General features: G+C 62.0%; 18 protein-coding genes and 2 pseudogenes. 13 read left to right on the plus strand and 7 right to left on the minus strand.

What is annotated here, in order from left to right; all coding sequences use genetic code 11:
- Positions 1-135: 135 nt before the first annotated feature.
- Positions 136-1,277: pseudogene (locus tag BKP54_RS24560) on the minus strand (sulfatase-like hydrolase/transferase); the annotation flags it as partial.
- 186 nt (positions 1,278-1,463) lie between these two features.
- On the opposite strand from BKP54_RS24560, the gene BKP54_RS24565 reads away from it, so the two are divergent.
- Together BKP54_RS24565 and cax are read left to right on the plus strand one after the other, a co-directional pair.
- Positions 1,464-1,805: a potassium channel family protein gene (locus tag BKP54_RS24565; protein WP_025427662.1), complete on the plus strand. Its 342-nt coding sequence runs from the start codon at positions 1,464-1,466 to the stop codon at positions 1,803-1,805.
- A 61-nt stretch (positions 1,806-1,866) separates the two neighbouring features.
- Positions 1,867-2,967 carry a calcium/proton exchanger gene (gene cax, locus BKP54_RS24570; protein ID WP_057211147.1) on the plus strand — a complete coding sequence of 367 codons (1,101 nt, stop codon included), beginning with the start codon at positions 1,867-1,869 and terminating at the stop codon, positions 2,965-2,967.
- 29 nt (positions 2,968-2,996) lie between these two features.
- On the opposite strand, the gene BKP54_RS24575 is transcribed toward cax, so the two are convergent.
- Together BKP54_RS24575 and BKP54_RS24580 are read right to left on the minus strand one after the other, a co-directional pair.
- Complete coding sequence (locus tag BKP54_RS24575; protein WP_025427660.1) at positions 2,997-3,398, minus strand: VOC family protein; 402 nt, start codon at positions 3,396-3,398, stop codon at positions 2,997-2,999.
- A 269-nt stretch (positions 3,399-3,667) separates the two neighbouring features.
- Positions 3,668-5,692 carry an ATP-binding protein gene (locus BKP54_RS24580; RefSeq protein ID WP_162174744.1) on the minus strand — a complete coding sequence of 675 codons (2,025 nt, stop codon included), beginning with the start codon at positions 5,690-5,692 and terminating at the stop codon, positions 3,668-3,670.
- Between the two features lie 216 nt (positions 5,693-5,908).
- Here BKP54_RS24580 and BKP54_RS24585 point away from each other — a divergent pair.
- From BKP54_RS24585 to BKP54_RS24620, 7 genes and pseudogenes are all read left to right on the plus strand, one after another.
- Positions 5,909-8,349, plus strand: a pseudogene (locus BKP54_RS24585) (arylsulfatase).
- A gap of 58 nt (positions 8,350-8,407) precedes the next feature.
- Positions 8,408-8,755, plus strand: a complete 348-nt coding sequence (locus BKP54_RS24590) for a hypothetical protein (RefSeq protein WP_025427657.1) — start codon at positions 8,408-8,410, stop codon at positions 8,753-8,755.
- A gap of 421 nt (positions 8,756-9,176) precedes the next feature.
- Positions 9,177-9,710, plus strand: coding sequence for an SRPBCC family protein (locus tag BKP54_RS24595; RefSeq protein ID WP_025427656.1), 534 nt, complete (start codon positions 9,177-9,179; stop codon positions 9,708-9,710).
- A 254-nt stretch (positions 9,711-9,964) separates the two neighbouring features.
- Positions 9,965-11,182 (plus strand): MFS transporter, encoded by a 1,218-nt coding sequence (locus BKP54_RS24600; RefSeq protein WP_084815050.1) that lies wholly within the window; start codon positions 9,965-9,967, stop codon positions 11,180-11,182.
- Positions 11,183-11,977: 795 nt separating this feature from the next.
- Positions 11,978-13,756: an acetolactate synthase 3 large subunit gene (locus BKP54_RS24610; RefSeq protein ID WP_025427654.1), complete on the plus strand. Its 1,779-nt coding sequence runs from the start codon at positions 11,978-11,980 to the stop codon at positions 13,754-13,756.
- Between the two features lie 22 nt (positions 13,757-13,778).
- The gene (gene ilvN / locus BKP54_RS24615; RefSeq protein ID WP_025427653.1) at positions 13,779-14,351 is read left to right on the plus strand and encodes an acetolactate synthase small subunit; all 573 of its coding nucleotides are present in this window, start codon (positions 13,779-13,781) and stop codon (positions 14,349-14,351) included.
- Between the two features lie 472 nt (positions 14,352-14,823).
- Entirely contained in the window at positions 14,824-15,318 is a 495-nt protein-coding gene (locus BKP54_RS24620; protein ID WP_025427652.1) for a nucleoside deaminase, read from the plus strand.
- A 627-nt stretch (positions 15,319-15,945) separates the two neighbouring features.
- On the opposite strand, the gene BKP54_RS24625 is transcribed toward BKP54_RS24620, so the two are convergent.
- Complete coding sequence (locus BKP54_RS24625) at positions 15,946-16,791, minus strand: aldo/keto reductase (RefSeq protein WP_025427651.1); 846 nt, start codon at positions 16,789-16,791, stop codon at positions 15,946-15,948.
- Between the two features lie 277 nt (positions 16,792-17,068).
- Here BKP54_RS24625 and BKP54_RS24630 point away from each other — a divergent pair, with 277 nt between their 5' ends.
- Complete coding sequence (locus tag BKP54_RS24630) at positions 17,069-17,662, plus strand: LysE family translocator (protein ID WP_025427650.1); 594 nt, start codon at positions 17,069-17,071, stop codon at positions 17,660-17,662.
- Here the strand turns inward: BKP54_RS24630 and BKP54_RS24635 are convergent.
- The 3 genes from BKP54_RS24635 to BKP54_RS24645 form a co-directional block, all read right to left on the minus strand.
- Positions 17,654-18,133 carry a DUF2269 domain-containing protein gene (locus tag BKP54_RS24635; RefSeq protein ID WP_057211149.1) on the minus strand — a complete coding sequence of 160 codons (480 nt, stop codon included), beginning with the start codon at positions 18,131-18,133 and terminating at the stop codon, positions 17,654-17,656. The genes BKP54_RS24630 and BKP54_RS24635 overlap by 9 nt on opposite strands.
- Positions 18,133-19,416, minus strand: coding sequence for an SDR family oxidoreductase (locus BKP54_RS24640; protein ID WP_025427648.1), 1,284 nt, complete (start codon positions 19,414-19,416; stop codon positions 18,133-18,135). Before BKP54_RS24640 ends, BKP54_RS24635 begins: the two co-directional genes overlap by 1 nt.
- Positions 19,417-19,604: 188 nt before the next feature.
- Entirely contained in the window at positions 19,605-20,618 is a 1,014-nt protein-coding gene (locus BKP54_RS24645) for a hypothetical protein (RefSeq protein ID WP_025427647.1), read from the minus strand.
- A gap of 346 nt (positions 20,619-20,964) precedes the next feature.
- Between BKP54_RS24645 and nthA the strand changes: the two genes are divergently transcribed.
- Genes nthA through BKP54_RS24660 form a run of 3 tightly spaced genes read left to right on the plus strand, consistent with a single transcriptional unit; the run spans position 20,965 to position 22,623 of the window.
- Positions 20,965-21,609, plus strand: a complete 645-nt coding sequence (gene nthA, locus BKP54_RS24650; protein ID WP_025427646.1) for a nitrile hydratase subunit alpha — start codon at positions 20,965-20,967, stop codon at positions 21,607-21,609.
- The gene (gene nthB, locus BKP54_RS24655; RefSeq protein WP_025427645.1) at positions 21,606-22,265 is read left to right on the plus strand and encodes a nitrile hydratase subunit beta; all 660 of its coding nucleotides are present in this window, start codon (positions 21,606-21,608) and stop codon (positions 22,263-22,265) included. The genes nthA and nthB overlap by 4 nt, the downstream gene beginning before the upstream one ends.
- The gene (locus BKP54_RS24660; protein WP_025427644.1) at positions 22,252-22,623 is read left to right on the plus strand and encodes a nitrile hydratase accessory protein; all 372 of its coding nucleotides are present in this window, start codon (positions 22,252-22,254) and stop codon (positions 22,621-22,623) included. Before nthB ends, BKP54_RS24660 begins: the two co-directional genes overlap by 14 nt.
- Positions 22,624-22,916: the final 293 nt, after the last annotated feature.

A 22,916-nucleotide genomic window follows, 5' to 3' on the forward strand; every position in this document is an offset into this window, starting at 1 on the left:
GATGTGTAAAATTCAGACTTGCAGGACAAAGCCGCCATTCTCGGCGGCTTTGTCGTTTGGTGCGGAAGTGTCGTCGTCAAGACGCGCCGCGGTCGACGGCGCGGCTATGCGGGCGACCACCTTCGGGATAGGTGATCAGTTGCCTGTTGGCATCGGGATACTAAAACCGTCCTTTGACAACTCATCGCGTAGCCACTGGAATTGTTGGTATTTCGAGATCTCGATCGGACCGGAGTAGCTCGCGCTCTGCAGCTTGCGCGGCGGATACTTTACATAGGTTTCCATCAGCTGTTTGATCGCGTCGCCGATGGTGACCATCGTCCAGGTGCGCTCCGTGTAGTTGTTCATGAAGATGTCGTAGCGCTCCTGCGGGTCCTGCCAAAGATCGAAGACCTGCGGGACCGTTGCGACATATTTGGATGCGCCCTTCCAGCCAAGGTTCGAATCGACCGCCAGTCCTCCCGTCGACTGACCGTCGTCGCCGCGCAAATTGAACACCGCCTTGTAATTGCCGACGCGGGCAGCGCCGGGCGAAAGTTCGTTCTCGGTGAAGTAGAACCAGGACGTGCGTTCCGACTTGCCCGTACCGAGCAGGATCGGCGACATGTCATAGCTGTCGAAGATGGTCGGCTGGCCCTCGCGGTCCTTATCCGGCAGGGCGACGCCGGCGACGGAGGCGAAAGTCGCCATCAGATCAAGCCCGCCGACGATATCGTGGTTCTTGCTGTTTGGCTTGACCTTGCCCGGCCAGACAGCGATGGCGGGAACGCGATTGCCGCCTTCGCGAACGGTACCTTTGGTGCCGCGGAATGGCGTGTAACCGGCGTCGGGGTACACGTCCTGCCAGGCGCCGTTATCGGTGGTGTAGAACACGAGGGTATTTCTGTCCAAGCCGGTTTCATGGAGTTTGTCCATGATGCGGCCAATGCGGGTGTCCAGTTCCACGATGCTGTCGGCATACTTCGATTTCGACATCGACTTATGCTCGAACTCCGGTGCAGGCAGGTTCGGCTGGTGCACCTTCATGAAGTTGACGCTGATAAAGAATGGCTTGTCGGATTTGGATGCGTCGTCAGGAAGCCAACGGCGGCCTTCTCGACGTAGCTATCGAAGAACGGAATACCGACAACACCCGGTGCACCGTTGATCGTCGGCGTATCGACGTACTGGCCGTTGATCTTGAACTCTTCCACGGCTTTTTCACCCGCTTTGCCTGACAGAGCGCCTTTGGTCACTTTCTGGAACATCGCCCGCAGCTTCGGATCCATGTCGGGGAACCGCAAAATCCGCTCGATGGCAGCCGACCTACCTCGTTACCGTTACAGAGTTGACATTTCTCCACATTAGATCACCCTAAATTGTAATCTGGACTGCAGGGGTAATCTGGTCGTCGGCATTATCTGGAAATGTCTTTCAGGCGGCCATCATGGGGATGGCGGCTTTCGTTTCTCGGGCAGGGTCCGATGGGTACTAAGCGCACAAGACGGATCTTCTTCATCGAGTTCTATCGCCAGCTTGGCGTTGTCTGGCCAATCCTGTCCGGCATGCTTGGCATCATGCTCGGGTGCGGCCTGTTGATCGGGCGAATAGAGGAATGGCGGATGATGGACACGCTGTATTTCACCTTCGTGACCGGTCTTACCATCGGCTACGGCGATCTGGTGCCGAGCCACTTGTCTTCGCGCGTGCTGGCCTTGCTTATCGGTCTTACGGGGATTGTGCTCACCGGCCTCGTGGCAGCCGTCAGTGTCCAGGCGCTGAGGACTACGGCCGATGATAGCAACGGGCGAGATTCGCCAGACTGAGCCTTGTTTGCTGTCGCCGGCCGCATTCCGGTCGAGAAGCCTCGATGCATTTGGGGGGCTCATGAGCCAGCTTTGGCACGAAATTCGGCACACTCCGCTCCTCTGGCTCCTGGTCCTGGGGCCGTTGGTGCTGGTGGCGCATAGTGCCGCACCCGATGCGCACACGCTGCTTTTCCTGCTTTCGGTCTTGGCGATCATTCCGTTGGCAACTTTGTTGAGCCATGCCACCGAAGCCGTCGCCGCCAGGACGGGCGACACGGTCGGCAGCCTTCTCAACGCAACACTCGGCAATCTGACCGAGCTTATCATTGCGCTGGCCGCCTTGCGGCTTGGTCAGTACACGCTGGTGAAGGCCTCATTGGCCGGCGCCATCGTCTGCAACACGCTTTTCATGCTGGGCGCTTCATTCCTGCTCGGCGGCCTGAAATACCACGTTCAGGACTACAATCGCGTCGGCGCCCGCCTGCAGACGAGCATGCTTTTCCTGGCAACGATCGCCCTTATCGTTCCGTCGGCAATGGCCGAGGCCGATAGTCTCGCAGCGGCACCGGACTTCATGCAGGAGTTGAGCTTCGGTCTGGCGATCGTTCTGATCATCGCATACGGGTTGGGCTTGTTCTTCTCCCTGAAAAGCCATCGCGAATTCTTCGGCAGCGTCGAGCATGCTGCCACCTCGGACGATGCTCCCTGGCCGTTGAGTGTTGCGCTTGCGACGTTGGCCGCCGTGACGGTCATGGTCGCCCTAGTCAGCGAAGTCTTCGTGGAATCGGTGCAGCAGGCGGCCGAGACGTTCGGAATGACGCCGGCATTCGTCGGGTTTATCGTCGTGGCACTGGTGGGGGCGGCGGCCGAAATGGCGTCGGCATTTTCCGGCGCTCGCAAAAACCGGCTGGACCTGAGCGTCGGCATTGCGCTCGGTAGTGCTGCCCAGATTGCCCTTTTCGTTGCTCCCGTTCTCGTGCTTTTGAGCTACGTCATCGGGCCGACGCCGATGGACCTGCAGTTCTGGCCGGGTGCGGTCACCATGGTGCTGCTCTCCACCATGACGGCCTTCATCGTCACGACCAGCGGCCGGGCCGCGTGGTTCGTAGGCGTGCTGATGCTCATGGTCTATGTGATCTTCGCCATGACGCTGTATCTGCTGCCGCCCAAGCTCTTGTGAGCTCGCACGCAGGCAAAGGACCCAGCTGTTCAGGGCAGGTTGATCTGCCAGGAAACGCCGAAGCGATCGTTGACCCAGGTGAAACGCCGGCTGAAGCCGTAATCCTCCGGTGGCATCAGTATCTTGCCGTCCTCAGCAAGAGCGGTGGAAAGACGAGTGAGTTCTTCCTCGCTGTCGCAATCGATGAAAAAGGAGAAGGACGGGGTGAAATCGAAGGCGTGGCTGACCGGGCTGTCGATGCATTTCACCGTCTGGCCGCCAAGGCGGAAGGCTGCCACCTTGACGCTGCCTTCGGCACCCTGTTCGCCAGGGCCATAGCGCTCGATCGACAGGATCTCGGCATCGGGAAACAGCGAGACGTAGAGCGCCATCGCGGTCTCGGCCCTGTTGCTGCCTTGGAACATCAGGAAAGGGGTGACGGCTGCTACCATGTCTGCCTCCTGCGTCGAATGTTTTGGCCGCACGCCGCGGCGCTGTTTTGATGTCGGCTTGGCCCCGTACTGGAGAACGGCCAGGTCGGCCCTGCGGTTCCCGCTCCTTTGACGCGCCCGTGCCTTTGCTGGCGCGAACGCGGGCGCACTTTTGCCGCACGCGGCGGGGGCGCACAAGTCTGTCCGATCTGCTGATGTCCGGTGGGGAGGGTGAAAACGCCTTGAGGGGCCGGCGCGAGCCGAAGCCTGCCGAGGCGCACCTGCGCGTCTCAGGGTTTGCGGATGATGCTGCCGAGCGGCCGCTTGAGCAGGCTGTCGCGCAGCGAGCCTTCGCGTCGCGGTTCGGTGGCGGGGCGGACAGCATAGGCATCAGTCGGTGGCGGCGGGCGATAGCCGGCCGCCGGCTCCGGTGTCTCGGTCAGAAGCTGCTGGCGGATCTGGTTGAAACGCTCGAGCTGCGGATTGCCGGGCTCGGGCGCGCGGGGCAGCATGTCGGGGCGATAGGGCTCGATCTCCGCTACGTCATCGTCGTCGAAGCCGGCAGGCGCCGGTTCGTCGCGGGTCTCGGGGCCCAGTTCTGCGGCCCAGAGCCGCTCGTCCTGCTCGTCGGTGGTGGCGGCCGCCAGATAGCTCTGCTGGAAATTCGAGATGTTCGGGCCGGTGATCGCCCGCATGCGGTTGACGATCGAGCGGATGTCGACGGTCGGCGGCGCGTCCTCGTCGACCCGGTCGATAATCCCGTGGGCGCGGGGCAGCCGCTCCTCGTTGACGCGGGTAAAGCGCATTCGCATGGGCACGGCGACCGCCTCGCCGAAGGCGATGGCTTCGCCGTTGCCAATCGATGAGATGAAACTGGTGGTCGAGATCGACGAGTTGGGAATGGCCGAGCGGATGATCTCCTGGTCGCGGTCGTTGGCGAGCCGCATGGCAAAGACCGTCGAGCACTGCGACAGGATCGTCGGGTCGAGTTCGCCCGGACGCTGGGTGATGATGCCGAGCGAGACCCCGTATTTTCGGCCTTCCTTGGCGATGCGGGCGATCGCCTGGCGCGTCGGCAGGAAGCCGAGCGACGGGTCGGCGGGCACATAGCGGTGTGCCTCTTCGCACACGACCAGCATGTGGATGCCGCCACTGCTCCAAAGGCCGATTTCGAACGCCATGCGGCAAAGCACCGAGGCGACGGAATTGACGACTTCCGACGGGATGCCTGCGAGTTGGAAGGTGGCGATCGGCCGGCCCTCGCCGGGAATGCGGAAGACCTTGGCGATCGTGTCCTGGATCGTGTCGGAGATCGTGTTCGACGAGAACATGAAGTGGTAGCGCGGGTCGTTGATCGCCGAGACGATCCTGACCTTGAGCGAACGCAGATGCGGCTTGTCGTTTCGCCCTTCGAGCCGGCCAATGCGCTCGTCGATCAGCGCCAAGAGGTCGGCGATGCGATAGGGCACGGGGGTATCGGCGGTAATCGAGCTCTTTTCCGTCTGGCGGCGCACGAGGCCGGACTCGGCGCTGCCCTTGAAGGCTTTCTTGGCGTCGGGAATGACGTCGCGCAGGATGTCGAGTTCTTCGGGGATGGCGGGACGGCCACGGAAAATGACCTCGGCGAACTCCTCCAGCCGGAAGAACCAGAACGGCAGGTCAAGCGTATCGGGGTCGATGACGACAGCAAGTTCCGGGAAGGCGGCGGCAAATTCGTTGTGCGGGTCGAGGATCAGCACGCGCAGTTTCGGATCGGCGGCAATCGCCTTGTTGAGCAGCAGCGTCACGGCGGTCGACTTGCCGACACCCGTGGTGCCGACGATGGCGAAATGCTTGGCCAGCATCGACGGCACATGGATCGTCGCGTCGAGGCTTTCGTCCTGGGTCAGCTTGCCGATGATGCAGCAATCGTCCTGGCCGGAATCGTAGATGCGGGCGAGATCGGCGGTGCGAATGCGATGGGCGACCGCACCAAGGTAGGGATACACGCTGATGCCGGCGGAAAACTCCTCACGGCCTCCGGGGCCGACATGGACTTCTCCCATCAGCTCGACCTCGATGCGGAAGGTGTTGTCGGTGTCTTCGCCCCATTCGCTGCTGGCCGTCTGCATGGAATAGACGAGGGCAACCACACGGTTTCTTCCGACCGTGATCGAGATCAGCCGGCCGACCGACCAGAGTTCCGTCAGCGAGGTTTCGCCCTTTTCCGCGACGGCAGCAATGGTTGCGCGCGAACCGCTGCACGCGACGACGCGGCCGAGGAAGCGATTGCCGGGCTTCAAGCCGTCGCGGCGATCCTGCTCTCCGGCACGCATCGAGGAATGAAGATCATTGTTCAGCAACGCACAACCCCGGCACAACGGTCCTTCATGTTAGCGCGGGGGATTTAACAAGTGGTTTCGGCATTGGCTGCGACGATCAGGCGCGAACGCTGCCAGCGACGCATGGCTGGTGCATTGCTCGCATCAATTTATGCGCGTACTCTAATATAATGAATTCAAAGTGTGCCTGAGCCACGGGAGATTTTCCTCATGAAAATTTGTCACAGCATGCTTGCGGGCGCAGGTTTTCTCGCCATGAGTTGCATCCCCGGGTTGGCGCAGGAGGTCAAAGGTCTCCCGGGTTCTCCGGACGCCACGATCACGATTGACGGCAAGCAGCTTCCCCAAGCCGATCCGCGCTTCGGCGGCGTGATCAATCAAAAGGCCTCGGAGTCGCAGCCCTGGTGGGCCCCGCGCATCGCGCCGCCGCAGGGCGCTCCCAACGTGCTGCTTATCATGACGGACGATGTGGGCTTCGGTGCGCCCGGCACCTTTGGTGGCGTCGTCCCGACGCCTGCTCTCGATCGCATCGCCAACGAGGGCCTGCGTTTCGCGAACTTCCACTCCACATCGCTGTGCTCGCCTTCACGAGCGGCATTGATTACCGGCCGCAACCATCACGTCGCCGGCTTCGGTGTCGTTGGTGAGATGGCAACGGGATATCCTGGCTATAACTCGATCATCCGCAAGGAGAACGGCACCATCGGCACCATTCTCAGGGACCATGGCTATGCCACCTCGTGGTTCGGCAAGAACCACAACACGCCCTTCTATCAGTCAAGCCAGGCGGGCCCGTTCGACCAATGGCCGAGCGGAATGGGCTTCGAATATTTCTACGGCTTCGTCGGGGGCGACGCGAGCCAGTGGCAACCGAACCTGTTCCGCAACACCACGGCCATCTACCCGTTCGAGGGCAAGCCCGATTGGAACCTGACCACGGCAATGGCCGACGATGCCATACAGTACATGACGCAGTTGAAGGAGATCGCGCCAGACAAGCCGTTCCTCGTCTACTACGTGCCCGGCGGCACCCACGCGCCGCACCATCCCACGCCGGAATGGATTAAGAAGATCGGCGATATGCATCTCTTCGACGAGGCTGGAACAAGCTTCGCGAGACCATCTTTGCCAACCAGAAACGGCTGGGCATCATGCCCGAAAATGCCAAGCTGACGCCTTGGCCGAAGGAACTGCCGGAATGGGATACCCTCAATCTTGAGCAGAAGAAGCTCTTCATCAAGCAAGCGGACGTTTATGGAGCCTATCTCGCCTATACCGACAATGAGATCGGCAGGGTCATCCAGGCGGTCGACGATCTGGGCGAACGCGACAACACGCTGATCATCTACATCAGCGGCGACAACGGTGCGAGCGCCGAAGGCATGGTCAACGGCACGCCGAACGAGTTCACGACGTTCAACGGCGTTCCGGTCCCGGTGAAAGACCAGTATCTCTGGTACGAATTCTGGGGGTCGGACCGCACGTTCCCGCATTTCTCCGCTGGTTGGGCGTGGGCGATGGGCACGCCGTTCAAATGGATGAAGCAGGTGCCGTCGCACTTCGGCGGAACGGCTCAGGGCATGGCGATGTCGTGGCCGGGCCACATTGTTGACGCGGGAGGTATCCGCCGGCAGTTCCACCATTTCATCGACATCGTGCCGACGATCCTTGAGGCGACCGGTATCACAGCGCCGGACACGATCAACGGCATCCAGCAGCGCCCCTTCGATGGCGTGAGCATGATGTATACCTGCGACAAAGCCAACGCCGAGGCGCCATCCACGCGCAAGACCCAATATTTCGAGATGCTCGGCAATCGCGCCATCTATCACGACGGCTGGGTGGCGGCGACGACGCCAGCGACCCTGCCGTGGGAGCTGAGCGCCAAGACGCCTCCCGATGTGATCTCCGGATACAAATGGGAGCTCTACAACGTCAAGGACGACCCCACCCAGTTCGACGACCTTGCCGCCAAGATGCCAGACAAGCTTAAGGAAATGCAGGCGCTGTTTTATTCGGAGGCAGCAAAACACGACGTCTTGCCGCTGGATAACTCCACGCTCGCCCGCTGGAACGCGCCTCGTCCGAGCCTGACGGCGGGACGGGCGGAATTCACCTATTCGGGCGAACTAAGCGGTGTGCCAGCCAGTGCTGCGCCGAAAATACTGGACAAGTCCTACGGCATCACGGCCGAAGTCGAGATACCCGAAGGCGGAGCGGAAGGCATGATCGTCACCGAGGGTGGGAGGTTCGGCGGTTACGGGCTGTTCCTGAGCAAGGGAGAACTGGGATTCGGGAGCGGTAAGGTCGTCTTCCTCTATAACCTGCTCGACCTCAAACGAACCACATGGGAAGGGCCCACACTGGATGCCGGCAAGCACACCATTGTCTTTGACTTCAAGTCGGACGGCCCAGCGCTGGGTCAAGGTGGCACGGGTATCTTGACCGTGGATGGCAAGGAAGTGGTAAGGAATTCGCTGGATCACACCACGCCGATCACGTTTCCGGAAGACGAATCTTTCGATGTTGGCCTGGATACGCGCTCCGGCGTCGCGATGATCGAGTATCGCTACGATCCACCTTTCAGGTTCACCGGCAAAATCGACAAGTTGACTTTCAAGTTGAGCGAGCAGCCAACAGCGAAGCCTTAGGCTGTTCAGGCAGCCTTGAAGCGCATGGTTGAATGAAAGGTATATGCTGGTGAGTTCGATGAAAACGGTCCTGATGTTCGCCGCCGTCAGCGAGGCGGCCACGGGGATGGCGTTACTCATCGCCCCGTCGTTTGTGGCGGAACTGTTGTTCGGCGAGCCCCTGGCCGGCGCGGGAGCGTCGGCTGCTCGCGTGGCCGGGATCGCCCTGATCGCATTGGGGCTCGCCTGCTGGCGGCATTCGCCTCTGGTCGGCATGTTGACCTACAATGTGGCCGTGACGCTTTATCTTGCCTATCTCGCTGTCGCCGGTGAGCTGACCGGCGTCCTGCTGTGGCCGGTCGTCGCGCTTCATGCCGTCTTTTCCATCCTTTTGTCGCGCGCTTGGCTCGTCGCTCCGGAGCGTTGAACGAAGATCCCAGTTCAGGACGCGGAATCTCGGGGACGACAACCTTGATTGAAGGCCACGGCGGCTGACCTGTTCGCAATAACGGGGAAGTTCGGGAAACCATACGTCCTGTCGCAAACGTAATTCAACCAAACGGTTGACTATTTGCCAGTGCGCGCGTACATTCAACCAAATGGTTGAATTATAGGTGCCTGAGATGATGTTCGTCTTTCACCCCGACCACCTGCCGAATGCCCAAGAACGCTTCTGGACCGACCGTCTCGACAGGCTCGAGAGGGCGTTGAGCCAGCGCGTGTCTCCATCAACGGAAAACCACGGCCCGACCGGCCGTGGCCAGACCAAAGCCGACCCGATCGAACCTCGCCCGGCCTTTCCGGGCCCGACAAACCCAAGCCCGACAAACCCAAAAAGGAGACGACAGATGAACGACCTTTCGACCCTGGACACCTATGGCGTGCTGAGTGAACCGGACACGTTGAAGATGACGCGGCTACTACCCGGGCCGATCGAGCGAGTCTGGGCCTATCTGACCGAAAGCGACCTGCGCCAGCAGTGGTTGGCGTCAGGCCAGATGGAGATGAAGGTAGGCGCGCCGGTCGAACTCGTCTGGCGCAACGACGAACTCACCAACCCGCCCGGCGAGCGCCCGGCCGGTTTTCCCGAAGAGCATCGGATGCAGAGCCAGATCACCGACCTCGACCCGCCGAGAAAGCTCTCGATAAGCTGGGCCGGTAGTGGTGACGTTTCCTTCGAGCTGGAGACGGTGGGCAACAGGGTGCTGTTGACCGTGACCCACCGCAGCATTGCCGACCGCGCCACCATGCTGATGTTCGGTGCCGGCTGGCACATGCATCTCGACATTCTGGCTGCTCGTGCCAACGGCACGGAGCCGCAACCTTTCTGGGACGGCTGGAACCGCCTGATGAAAGACTACGACCAACGGCTGCCTGCCTGAAGGGGAGCGCCGGTCACAACAGGCGTGTGGCGATGCAGGGCTTCTCGCTCCGAGAGCCCGATGCCGCACGCCGGCTGTGCTCCAGAAATCTGTTCGCGCAAAAAAAGTGCGACGACGAGTCGGATGTCCGAGCCCGGAAGCGTCCTTGTGCCGAGGGGACGGTGTGTGTGCCTTGCGTGGAGTTTCCGTCCGGGCCGGCGCAAGCCGGGCCGCTTGAAGAACAGCAGTCGAGATGAGGTACGAGGAGATACCACATGCACAATTCCCGATATCGCTGGGTGATCGTCGCGGCGGGCGGCCTGTTGGGCTGCATCGCCATCGGCGCCATGTTTTCGCTGCCGGTGTTTCTTCGGCAGATCTCGCAGGATACCGGCTGGTCCGTCACCGGCGTCTCCAGCGCGATGACCATCGGCTTTCTATCCATGGCGGCGGCAAGCATCGCCTGGGGCAGCCTCTCGGACCGGCTGGGCGCCCGGATGATCGTGCTGATCGGGTCGGTTATTCTTGCCGGGAGCCTGCTTTTGGCAAGCCGGGCGACATCGCTCATCGAGTTTCAGATCGTCTTCGGCCTTCTCGTCGGCGCGGCGACCGCGGCGATCTTTGCGCCGATGATGGCCTGCGTCACCGGCTGGTTCGATACCCATCGCAGCCTGGCGGTATCCCTGGTTTCTGCCGGCATGGGCATGGCGCCGATGACCATGTCGCCGCTGGCGGCATGGCTCGTCTCCATCTACGATTGGAGAACGGCGCTGCAGATCATCGCGGTCATCGTTGCCGCCGTGATGATACCGACGACGCTCTTGGTGCGCCGCCCGCCGGTTCAGGAAGACGAAAACACCGCTTCGGCAATGGATAGCGGGCCGCAATCGTCAATGTCGGTCAGCCAGGCCGTCCGGTCCCCGCAATTCATCGTGCTTCTGCTGACGAACTTTTTCTGCTGCGCCACCCATTCGGGCCCGATCTTCCATACGGTGAGCTACGCGGTCACCTGCGGCATCCCGATGATAGCTGCCGTTTCGATCTACAGCGTCGAAGGGCTCGCGGGCATGGGCGGCCGCGTCGCCTTCGGCCTGCTCGGGGACCGGTTCGGAGCCAAGCGCATTCTGGTTCTGGGACTGCTGATCCAGGCGTTCGGCGCGCTTGCCTATGTCTTCGTCAGCGAACTGGGGGCGTTCTATGCGGTGGCGGTGCTGTTCGGCTTCATCTATGCCGGTGTCATGCCGCTTTATGCGGTGCTGGCGCGCGAGAATTTTCCGCAGCGGATGATGGGCACGGTGATTGGCGGCACGGCCATGGCAGGTAGCCTTGGCATGGCGACCGGACCCTTGGCCGGTGGCCTGATCTATGACGCCTTCGCCAGCTACGCCTGGCTCTATATCGGTGCCTGGGGCATCGGTCTCGGCGCCTTCCTGATCGCCTTGACCTTCAGGCCATTCCCCAAAGGCGTGCCGGTGCCCGTACCGGCACAGTGATCATCGGGCGATAGCCCACGTGGACGGCCGCGAGGGCTTGGATCAGGTCCGCCTCGCTCGGTCAGCGCCCGGGTACCAGGCGAAGTTCGAGGACCGGCCCGTGTACGGAGGCGGGCAAGCGACGGGCTGGGCCGCGTCAATGACGCGACACGCAGCGGGTCGGCAAACCCAACGGTGACCGGGAACTGGAACGGTTGCTCGGCGATCTCGTGGCTAAGCTGGTCAACGCATGACGTCGGCGGAGCTTTCGGCCGCGATCAAGGGAGCTTTGGTCCGTGAACGGGCAGGGCCGGCTCTGTCGCAACCGCTCTATTGGTGGGAGTTCATGTCGAAGACGACCCAGCGGAAGAACAGGTAGATGGCGCCAGCGCTGATGACCAGCGGCGAGAGTACGGAAAGGTCAAGCATATCATTGCCTTGTTTTTTAGCACTGCATCATGCAGCCGGGCCATCTTTCCCCAGGCCACTTAAGTTTAAGTGGATCGATATGGTAAACGGAAGGGATTGGTGGCGATGGCGCGACGTTGCCTCATGGGCGCTTGCGGCGGCGGCGGCCCGGTTTCGTGCAATCCGATATCTCCCGGAAAAAGCGTTGACGCTTCCGGCTTTTGCGTTTAACAAATCGTCCCATGATAAATTTTGCGGTTATTCTTGTGGTGGGACGGCGCATGGGCAGGATGGTGTAACCATCCGGCAGTAGCCACCCATGCGCTAAACGAGGCTCCTGACGGGGCCTTTTTTTATGCCTTCAAACAAGCTAAGCACCCAACTGGGAAAAGGGATGGAAGCAAGTCAATGAGCGGTACAGAGAACCAGATGACAGGCGCGGAGATCGTTCTCCAGGCACTGAAGGACAATGGCGTCGAGCATATCTTCGGCTATCCCGGTGGCGCCGTGCTTCCGATCTACGACGAAATTCACCAGCAGGAAGATATCCAGCACATCCTCGTTCGCCACGAGCAGGGCGCCGGCCACATGGCCGAAGGCTATGCCCGCTCCACCGGCAAGGTCGGCGTCATGCTGGTTACCTCCGGTCCCGGAGCCACCAACGCCGTCACCCCGCTGCAGGACGCGCTGATGGATTCCATCCCGCTCGTCTGCATCTCCGGCCAGGTCCCGACCTCTCTGATCGGCTCGGACGCCTTCCAGGAGTGCGACACGATCGGCATCACCCGGCCGTGCACCAAGCACAACTGGCTGGTTCGCGACGTCAACGATCTCGCCCGCGTTATCCATGAGGCGTTCCGCATCGCCCAGTCCGGCCGTCCGGGTCCTGTCGTTGTCGACATCCCGAAGGACGTGCAGTTTGCGACCGGCACCTATACGCCGCCGTCGGCCGTTCCGGCCCAGACGAGCTACCAGCCGAAGACGCAGGGCGATCTGAAGAAGATCGAGGAAGCCGTCGAACTGATGAAGACGGCCCGCCGTCCGATCATCTATTCCGGTGGCGGTGTCGTCAATTCCGGCCCTCAAGCCTCGCAGCTGCTGCGCGAACTGGTCGAGCTCACCAATTTCCCGATCACCTCGACGCTGATGGGGCTGGGTGCCTATCCTGCTTCCGGCAAGAACTGGCTCGGCATGCTGGGCATGCACGGCACCTACGAAGCCAACATGGCGATGCATGACTGCGACGTCATGATCTGCGTCGGCGCGCGCTTCGACGACCGCATCACCGGCCGCCTCAACGCGTTCTCGCCCAACTCCAAGAAAATCCACATCGACATCGATCCGTCGTCGATCAACAAGAACGTTCGCGTCGACGTGCCGATCCTCGGCGATGTCGGCTCGGTTCTCGAAGACATGGTCCGGCTTTGGCGTGCGGCCACAAAGGCGGACGACAAGACACGGCTGGCCGACTGGTGGGAAGGCATCGTCAAGTGGCGGGCGCGCAACTCGCTGGCCTATGCCGCCAACGACGACGTCATCATGCCGCAATACGCGATCCAGCGGCTCTATGAGTTGAGCAAGGGTCGCGACACCTACATCACCACCGAAGTCGGCCAGCATCAGATGTGGGCCGCCCAGTTCTTCGGCTTCGAACAGCCGAACCGCTGGATGACCTCGGGTGGTCTCGGCACGATGGGTTACGGTTTCCCGGCTGCCATCGGCGTCCAGGTCGCGCATCCCGACAGCCTCGTCATCGACATTGCCGGCGATGCCTCGATCCAGATGTGCATCCAGGAAATGTCCTGCGCGGTCCAGTACGGCCTGCCGGTCAAGATCTTCATCCTCAACAACCAGTACATGGGCATGGTGCGCCAGTGGCAGCAGCTGCTTCACGGCAACCGTCTGTCGCATTCCTACACCGAGGCGATGCCTGACTTCGTCAAGCTGGCGGAAGCCTATGGCGGTGTCGGCATCCGCTGCGACAAGCCGGGCGAACTCGACGATGCGATCCGTCGCATGATCGACACGCCGGCGCCGGTCATCTTCGATTGCCGCGTTGCCAACCTCGCCAACTGCTTCCCGATGATCCCATCGGGCAAGGCGCACAACGAGATGCTGTTGCCGGACGAAGCCACGGACGAAGCGGTCGCCAACGCGATCGACGCCAAGGGCCGCCAGCTGGTTTGAGATAGGGACAGGAAACAATAAAATGAGCGCACACCTTCAACCGACCGGTTCCGCCTATTTCATCGCCAAGGAAACCGAAGTCGCCGAAACGCACACGCTTTCGGTTCTCGTCGACAACGAGCCGGGCGTTCTCGCCCGGGTCATCGGCCTGTTCTCCGGCCGAGGCTACAACATCGAGAGCCTGACCGTTTCGGAAACGGAACATCAGGCGCATCTCTCGCGCATCACCATCGTCACCCGCGGCACGCCGCACGTGCTCGACCAGATCAAGAACCAGCTCGAGCGGCTGGTTCCGGTCCACCGGGTCGTCGATCTCACCGTGCGTGCCGGCACGCTTGGCCATGACCGCCCGGTCGAGCGCGAGCTGGCGCTCGTCAAGGTGCATGGCTCGGGCGACCATCGCGTCGAGGCCCTGCGGTTGGCAGATGCCTTCCGTGCTTCCGTCATCGACGCCAATATCGATCACTTCGTGTTCGAGATCACCGGCAAGTCGTCGAAGATCGAACAGTTCATCGCCATCATGAAGCCGCTCGGTCTCATCGAAGTCTGCCGCACCGGCATCGCCGCGATGAACCGCGGCCCGCAGGGGATGTGATTGTAGGTTAGCGGGTAGGGGGGTGACCCTTGTCTGGCCTATCTGAGCCAGGCGGGGGGTGTTTGCCCCCACACCTCAGCCCTCTCCCCGCAGGCGGGGAGAGGGGGTGCACTTCGAGTTTGCGCAACTGGAGCGTTTCCGGTTTAGACAGAGTCGCAGAAACGCTCTATCTCCCTGTTTTGACACATTTCCTGACGGAAAACCGCTTCGCACTTTTCCTGGAAATGCTCTAGGTGGCGACTGCCACCCGTCCCCCCGATTCTTCCCTGACAAGCTCGCACCTCGATCGGCCTTGCTGCCAAAGTCAAAAAAGATCAAATTGATTCTTGTATCTGTTCATCGGGGGAATGGCAGATAGGCGGCGCTGGGGAGCTGACATCCTTTTACCTGGCAGAGAATGCAAATTACCCGTTCCGTTACCGGGGAAACATTAGTGGTGAATGAACCGCGATAATTCTCAGGAGCTCACAAAATGGCAAGCAGCAAGCGGCCCTATGATGAGACACTTTTGCGGAAGGCCTTCGATGTGGCGCGGCGTTCGCGCGAGGGCGGGGATCACCCGTTTGGTTCAATTCTCGCCGACCGTGACGGCAATGTCTTACTGGAACAGTGCAACGGCTACAGTTCGGAAGGTGGCGACCGCACGGCCCACGCGGAGCGGCTTTTAGCCACGCGCGCCGGCAAAGCCTATGATTTGGATTTTCTTGCCGGATGCACGATGTACACGTCCGCGGAGCCATGCGCCATGTGCTCAGGCGCGATCTATTGGGCAGGCATAGGGCGCGTCGTGTTTGGCCTGTCCGAGAGAGAGATGAAACAACAGATAGGCGCGAGCGAGGAAAATCCGACGCTTGATCTCCCCTGCCACATCGTGTTCGCCGCCGGTCAGCGCCCAACGGAAGTCGTCGGCCCCATGCTTGTGGACGAGGCGGCGAAACTCCACGAAGAATACTGGTCTCGTCGTTAAAGCGTTTCCGATTCAAACGGAGTCGCAGAAACGCCCTATCTCTTTGTTTTTACGCATTTCCTGACGGAATGCCGCTTCGCACTTTTCCTGGAAATGCTCTGGATCGCGACGATCCTATGAGTCCAATGGATTGGAGTCTGGTGGCAGTTTCTGCCTAATTGCGCAAGTTTGCCGCATCTATCCTTCTCCCCGCAGGCGGGGAGAAGGTGGCCGGCGGGCCGGATGAGGGGCGGGCGGAACGCTGTGCAAGTCGCCAGGAAACTTCGACAGGCCAGGCAGTTGGCTAATCCCGTAAACAGCCTACACGCGATAGGGGCACGCCATTCTCCCGCATTCCGGCCCACTGCATGTATCCTAAGGATACATGCAGCAATTCAAAGTGCTACAGCGACCTTTGCGCGCCTAATAAGACGCGCGGCGCTGTAGTGCCGGAATCCAGCGACTCGACGTCCGTCGGGTCAAAAGACCTTTCAGCCCAAAGACTTGGGCTGGCTGGATTCCTGTGACAAGCACAGGAATGACGGGGGGTTTGGCCGGTCCCCAGCGTCTCCACGACCCGTCATCATGAGAGCTGAACCTGCCAATTTCTGCCGGAAAGATCCGAGTGGGGCCTTAAACGGTCGGCCCTCAAATCATCTCCAACGACCTTTTGCGCTTCGGTGGCGGGAAGGCGTTGTCGAGGGTCGCGAGGTTTTCCGGGGTCAGGTGGATGTCCATCGCGTCGCGGTTTTCGCGGGCGCGTTCCGCCGAGCCAGTCTTGGGGATCGAGATCACGCCGGGGCGGGTTTTCAGGAAGGCGAGTGCGATCTGCGCCGGCGTTGCCTGGTGCGCCTTGGCGATGTGGACGAGATCCGCGTTGCGCAAGAGCCGGCCCTCGTCGAGCGGCGAATAGGCCATGACGGCGACACCGCGCTTCTGGCACCAGGGCAGGAGATCATATTCGATGCCGCGCCTTGAGAGATTGTAGAGAACCTGGTTGGCGGCGACGTTCTTGCCGCCGGGAACCGCCAACAACTCCTCCATGTCGTCGACATCGAAGTTGGAAACGCCCCAGGCGCCGATCTTGCCGGCCTTCTTCAGGGCTTCGAACGCCGCCACCGTCTCGGCGAGCGGATAGCCGCCGCGCCAGTGCAGCAGGTAGAGATCGATATGGTCGATGCCGAGATGCTTCAGGCTGCGCTCGCAGGCGGCCTCGGTGCCGATCCGGCTGGCATTGGAGGGCAGCACCTTGCTGACGATGAAGGCTTCGTCGCGCCGGCCTTTGACCGCCTCGCCGACGACGCGCTCCGAGGCGCCGTTGCCGTACATTTCGGCGGTGTCGATCAGCGTCATGCCGAGGTCGAGGCCGGCCTGCAGGCTCTTCACTTCCTCTGCGGCGCGCGAGCGCTCGTCGCCCATGCGCCAGGTGCCCTGGCCGAGAACCGGAACGGAGCGTCCATCGATGAGCGTGGTGGTCGGGATCGGATCGTGCATTCGGCTTTCCCCTTGGTCGGACGTGGACGGGATTAAGCGTTGGGCGGGTCCCAGCGTTTCGTATGTCGCAATCTAGCGCAATCGGCGGGTCTTTCGAGGTGCCTTTTCTCGGCGCGCAGGCGCGTTGCTGGTCGCGATATCTCGGGCGCGGAACTCGACCCAACTCCCGTTCCGTCCTATCAGGCCGGTGGTCGCCCGATGTTGTCACCGTGACAATTCCGGGCTGGTTGCCAGGATTAGGTCAATTATGTTGACCTAATCCTGGTGGAGGAAGATAATGCAGGCCGATACGCTCCTGGCGTTGTTTCTGTTCGCGCTCACGACGTCGATTACGCCGGGCCCGAACAATATGATGCTCTTTGCCTCGGGCGTGAACTTCGGCTTCGTGCGCACCATCCCGCATATGCTGGGGATCGGTGCCGGTTTCTTCTCGCTGCTGATCGCCGTCGGTCTCGGCCTGGGCGCGCTTCTCCACGCCGTACCGTTGCTCTACACCACCCTGAAGTTTGCCGGCGGTGCCTATCTCGTCTGGATCGCCTGGAAGATCGGCACCTCGCGCTCGCTCGGCGAAGGCAAGGCCGGCGCCGTGCCGATGACCTTCCTGCAGGCGGCGGCCTTCCAATGGGTCAATCCCAAGGCCTGGGTCATGGCAGTCTCGGCAATGGCGACCTATACCGGCGGCGAAAGCTACATCGCCAGCGTGCTTGCCGTCGGCCTGGTCTTTGCCCTCGTCAACGTACCGAGCGTCTCCACCTGGGCCGGTTTCGGCTCGGCCCTGCGCCAATGGCTGTCGGAGCCCGCACGGCTCAAATGGTTCAACATCACCATGGCGGTGCTGCTCGTCGTCAGCCTGTGGCCGATGCTAAAATAGCTGGAACTGCGGCTTTGCCAGCATCAGCCAGAAAATGCCGACAACGGCAAAGAAGGCCGGGAAGCCGCAGGCAAACCAGATGGCATAGAGCCGATCGAAGGCCGGCGGCAGCGGCGTGTTCTCCGCCGCAGCAAGCTGCGCCAGATTGCGCAGCCGGATCTGGATCCAGACCACGGGAAGCCAGAACAGGCCGGTGACGACATAGAGGATCAGCGACAGCGCGATCCACCCTTCCGCAAGCGACCAGCCGATGCTTGTCGCCAGCAGATATCCGGTGATCGGCTGAAACACCACGGCTGTGGCGGTGAAGACCGTATCTGCGACCACGACTGTGCCGGCGACATGGGCGATCAGCCGCGCATCGCGCGTGCGGCTCGCCATCAGCATGAAGAAGGCGATGCCGGCGCCGGTACCGAAGAGCACGGTGGCGCCGATGACATGGGTGAGGCGCAGGAGGTCGTCCGGAAACATCAGCGTTCATCCCGAATGGCGAGGGTGGCAAGCGTCAACAGGATCGACGGCAGAACCTTGACGAGCGGCCCGAGCGGATCGGTCCAGAGTTCGGGCTCCGCCAGGGTTGCGGAGGCGAGATAGGCGGCGGTCAGCGCCAGCATTCCCAAGAGCGCCTGTTTCGCCCACGGGCGGACGAGCACCGCGGCTCCGAGCACGATATCGGCAAGGCAGGTCAACAGCGTCAACGCCGTTGCCGGGCCTTCGGCCAGGAACCGCAGGAAATGCTGTCTCGCCGCATCGATGGCAAAGAGCGGGACCAGCCCCGAAAGCAACCAGAAGGCCGACAGCCCGACGATCAACAGTGGTTTCAAAAGATAAAGCCGGGCAAACCAGAGATCCTGCACGCCGGATGGCACAGCCGAAAGGCTTTGGCGGGCCGACAGAAACGGCACCGGGGCGTGAGCGTCATCCTCGGCTGAGACGCCGCCGGCCATCACCGAAAGCGCAGTCGAGCGCAGTGGCGAGCGCCAGCCGAGCCGTCCGGCGATATCGGCAAGGAGCCCGACGGGTGCGGCGAGCGGGGCCGGCAGCGAAACGATCCTAGCTGGCGATAGGCCAAGCCATTGGCGGTGCAGCGCGACGAGCTCGGCAAGGGGTGGCCGCTCTGGGTGGCCGAGCACGAGGTCGCTTCGTTCGGGCAGGAGACCTGCGACGGCGGCGCTGACCGCCTCGGTGACATCGCTAAGGGCAACTGTTTCGACGCGGCTTTGCGCGTGGACGAGCGGGATCGCGAAGGGCAGGGCGGCAAGCGCCCTGAGCAGGGCCGAGCCGCCATGGGCATTGCGGCCGAGCACCAGCGCCGGCCGCAGAATGACATGCGACACGCCGCTTTCCGCAAGCGCCGTGTCGGCGCGGAACTTGGTGGCGAGAAAGGCGAGGTCAGTGCCGGCATCGCCGCGCGGCGCCGAGATCTGCACGATGCGCATCGGCGGTTTGTTTTTGGCAGCGGTATAGAGCGCCAGCATCGCCGCTTCCTGGGTTGCAGCGACATGATCGGCCAGGCCATCCTGCAGCGCGCCGGCGCAGTTGACGACCACGTCATGCGTCTCGACCAGCGGCAGCCAGTCGCCGGCCTTGCGCATCTCAGCAAGGTCGGCGGCAATCCATGACGCTCCCGGCCGTTTCAGCCGGGCGCGGGCGACATTGCGACCAAGGCCGGTCACCCCATGTCCGTCGCTTGTCAGTCGATCGAGGAGGGCCGAGCCGATGAAGCCGGTGGCGCCGAGAATCAGAATTTTCATGACGTCAGTTTACAGAGCTGCCAGCGAAAATTGGCGGGTAAAAATGATCGAGCAGCGAAGGTGGATTGGACGACTTCGCGCCTCGGATGGAGCCGGCATCATGCAACAGCAGAGGCTGCTGCGGGCACCAGGGCAAGCCTGCGATTGCTAGGTCAACAACCGACGCGGCAGGGGGCAGGGCGAACCTATCACAAGAACTGGTCGATAATGGACAAGACAGCGAGCAGCAGCATTGGCGGAATGACTATGGCAAGCCGGAATGCCCATTTTGAAGGCAATCGTGGCCTATCGACCGGATTGTCTTTCCGCAACGGTCGAATGAGTTTTTCCCTGACGAACGCGGGGGATAGGAGGTCGCCGAAGGACACCCCTATGGTCTCATCGATTGCCGCTCGAATGTGATTGCGCTCGGCCTCGCTCAGTTCAAGCCGGGTGAGTTTCTCGTCAAGCAGGATCGGTAACGGGACGCCTTCGGTGATGACGGCGAGGGCGGGGTAGGCATGTCCGGCGAAGGGGGTTGTCGGCAGCGCGCGGTCGTCGCTCGTCGGCCGGAGGTACAGTGGGCGCTGGCCTGGCTTCATCCGGGTATAGGCTGTCTTTATAGTACCGCGCGCAAAGGGAACGCTCGGGGCGTAGCGCAGGATTTGGCTGCCGCTCAGATCGACGATGATGGGCTTCAGCAAATACCGCCGGCCGGCGGCGCGGCGGGCAAGGAGAATGGGGATGGCGTTGCTCAGCATGACCAGGCTGAACAGCACAAGGCCGGCTCCGAGGATGAGCCGCTGCGCCGTCGTGCGAATGACGCTGCGATAATCATGGGTGAGGCTGACATGCTCGGGGCTGTCGCCGGCGATTGTGATGTTGCCGTGCCGGCAAAGGCCGGGTTGACCGACCGAACGGGTGTTCAAGATTTGCTCGTGGGGCTGACCATCGTGCTGAAAGCGAACCTGCGTGCTGCAGAGCTGGGGTTCGCCGCTGCCAGGCAGGCAATCGACCGAGCAAATCTCTGCGCCGCTGACGAGAACGGGGTTCCGGCTGATGGCGTAATCACGCCTGATCTCGTCGATCGGGAGCCGGAGCAGGCCCACCGCCAATGGCAACGGCAAAAGTGCCAGGAAGAGGAAAAAGAAGCCCAGGGAAAAGACGGGCGCAACGACGCGGATAGCACGGGACGGGAAAGCACTTTCGATTGGTGTCGTCATGCGCTGCCAGTTCCCCCAATGCTCCGTCCTCCGCCTTCCGCCCACAAGGCGTCGTGGCGTCGAATCACCCCGCTTGCTAAGACCTTAGCGCAACTTCAGACTTGTGACGGAGGTGGTGTGCAATCGTGCCTTCGCCGTTTCCTGATGATTGCTTGCAATCAAACGGGCCGTTTTGACAGCGATGGCAAACCGCGTCGAACCGGACTTGTTACGGTGACAATTCCGGTCCACGGCCGCTGGTAAAATCGATTTCGAAATCGGCGTTTATTCGCTACGACTATTGCCTCAGGGAGGCAGCGGCGCCATCTGCGCAGCCGCGAGGCGCCGTGCTGCGAGGAGCCAGGCAATGTCCGAACACCATCATGGTCACGATCACCATGATCACGACCATCACCACGACAACCATTTCACCGATATGGAGGCGCGGGTAAAGGCGTTGGAAACGGTGTTGACGGAGAAGGGCCTGATCGATCCGGCGGCGATCGATGCCATCGTCGAGACCTACGAGACCAAGATCGGCCCGCGAAACGGCGCCCGCGTCGTTGCCAAGGCCTGGACCGACGCCGAATTTGCCGACTGGCTGAAGGGCGACGCAACGGCGGCGATCGCCAGCCTCGGCTATACCGGCCGGCAGGGCGAGCACATGCGCGCCGTGTTCAATACGGCCGACACCCACAACCTCGTCGTCTGCACGCTCTGCTCCTGTTATCCCTGGTCGGTGCTCGGCCTGCCGCCGGTCTGGTACAAGGCGCCGCCCTATCGCTCGCGCGCGGTCATCGATCCGCGCGGGGTGCTGGCGGAATTCGGGCTGATGCTCCCCGAGGACAGGCGCATTCGCGTCTGGGATTCGACGGCGGAGCTGCGTTATCTCGTCGTGCCGGAGCGGCCGGTGGGGACAGAGGGGCTCCGCGAGGAAGAGCTTGCCGATTTGGTGACCCGCGATTCCATGATCGGTACCGGGCTTGCGCTTGTCACCGAGGCGCTGCGATGAACGGGCCGCACGATCTCGGCGGGCAGCATGGAATGGGTCCGGTCGCGCCCGAGACCAACGAACCCTATTTTCACGCCGAATGGGAAAAACGGGCGCTCGGCGTGACGCTTTCCTGCGGCGCCTTCGGCGCCTGGACCATCGACGAGAGCCGGCATGCGCGTGAAAACCTGCCGCCTGCCACCTATCTCTCGGCGAGCTATTACGAGATCTGGACGCGGGCGCTGGAGACGCTGCTGAAGCGCCACGGTTTCGTGACCCAGGCCGAACTCGACGGCGGCCAAATGCTCGAGAAAGGAGCCGAGCCCAAGCGCGTGCTGAAGGCCGACATGGTGCCGGCGGTGCTTGCCAAGGGCGGCTCTTGCGACCGGCTGGTCGAAACGCGCCCGCGCTTCGTCGTCGGCGAACAGGTGCGCACCAAAAATTTCAACCCGACGACCCATACGCGGCTGCCGCGCTATGCCCGCGCCAAGCTCGGCACGATCGAGGCGGTGCAGGGTTCCTTCGTCTTTCCCGATGATAACGCCCATGGCCGCGGCGAGAGCGCGCAGTGGCTCTATACAGTGGTGTTTGACGGGGCTGAGATCTGGGGCGAGGGCGCCGACCCGACATTGACGGTGTCGATCGATGCCTGGGAGAGCTACCTTGAGCACCTGTAAGACGACATCGCCGCTTGCCGCCTCCGCCGAGCTGCCGAAATCGCCCGAGGGCGATCCCGTCTTCGCCGAGCTGTGGCAGGCGTCTGCCTTTGCCATGACGGTGAGACTGCACGAAAAGGGCGTCTTTTCCTGGAACGAATGGGCCGAGGCGCTTTCCGCCGAACTCTACAAGCCCGGCCGCAAGGCGGATGCCAGCGACTATTTCGATTGCTGGGTGGCGGCGCTGTCGCGGCTCGTCACCGAGCTTTCGATCACCTCCAGCGGGCAGCTGGAAACCTTGACGAAGAGCTGGCAGCGCGCGGCCGAGGCGACGCCGCATGGGCATCCGATCCTGATCGAGAACGACCCGCTGCGGTAGCGGTCTGTCATATCTCATGGGACGCGAGCGGGTTTGCCCCTCACCCTAGCCCTCTCCCCGCGGGCGGGGAGAGGGGACGTGGACGACAATAGCGTTGCCACCTGGCATCTGTCGTTGACGAGCACCTCGGCAGCGAATGGCTGACGTGGAGTGGCCGCGAGCCACAAGTTTCCTTCTCCCCGCGTGCGGGGAGAAGGTGGCCGGCAGGCCGGATGAGGGGCCATCTCCACGGAACATCACGTAACGTGAATCGATGCTTCGAAAACTGAGCCAACGTTATGATATGGCGACGG

It is taken from the genome of Ensifer sp. 1H6 (genome assembly GCF_001976035.1).
In the GTDB taxonomy this organism is placed as follows: domain Bacteria; phylum Pseudomonadota; class Alphaproteobacteria; order Rhizobiales; family Rhizobiaceae; genus Ensifer; species Ensifer canadensis.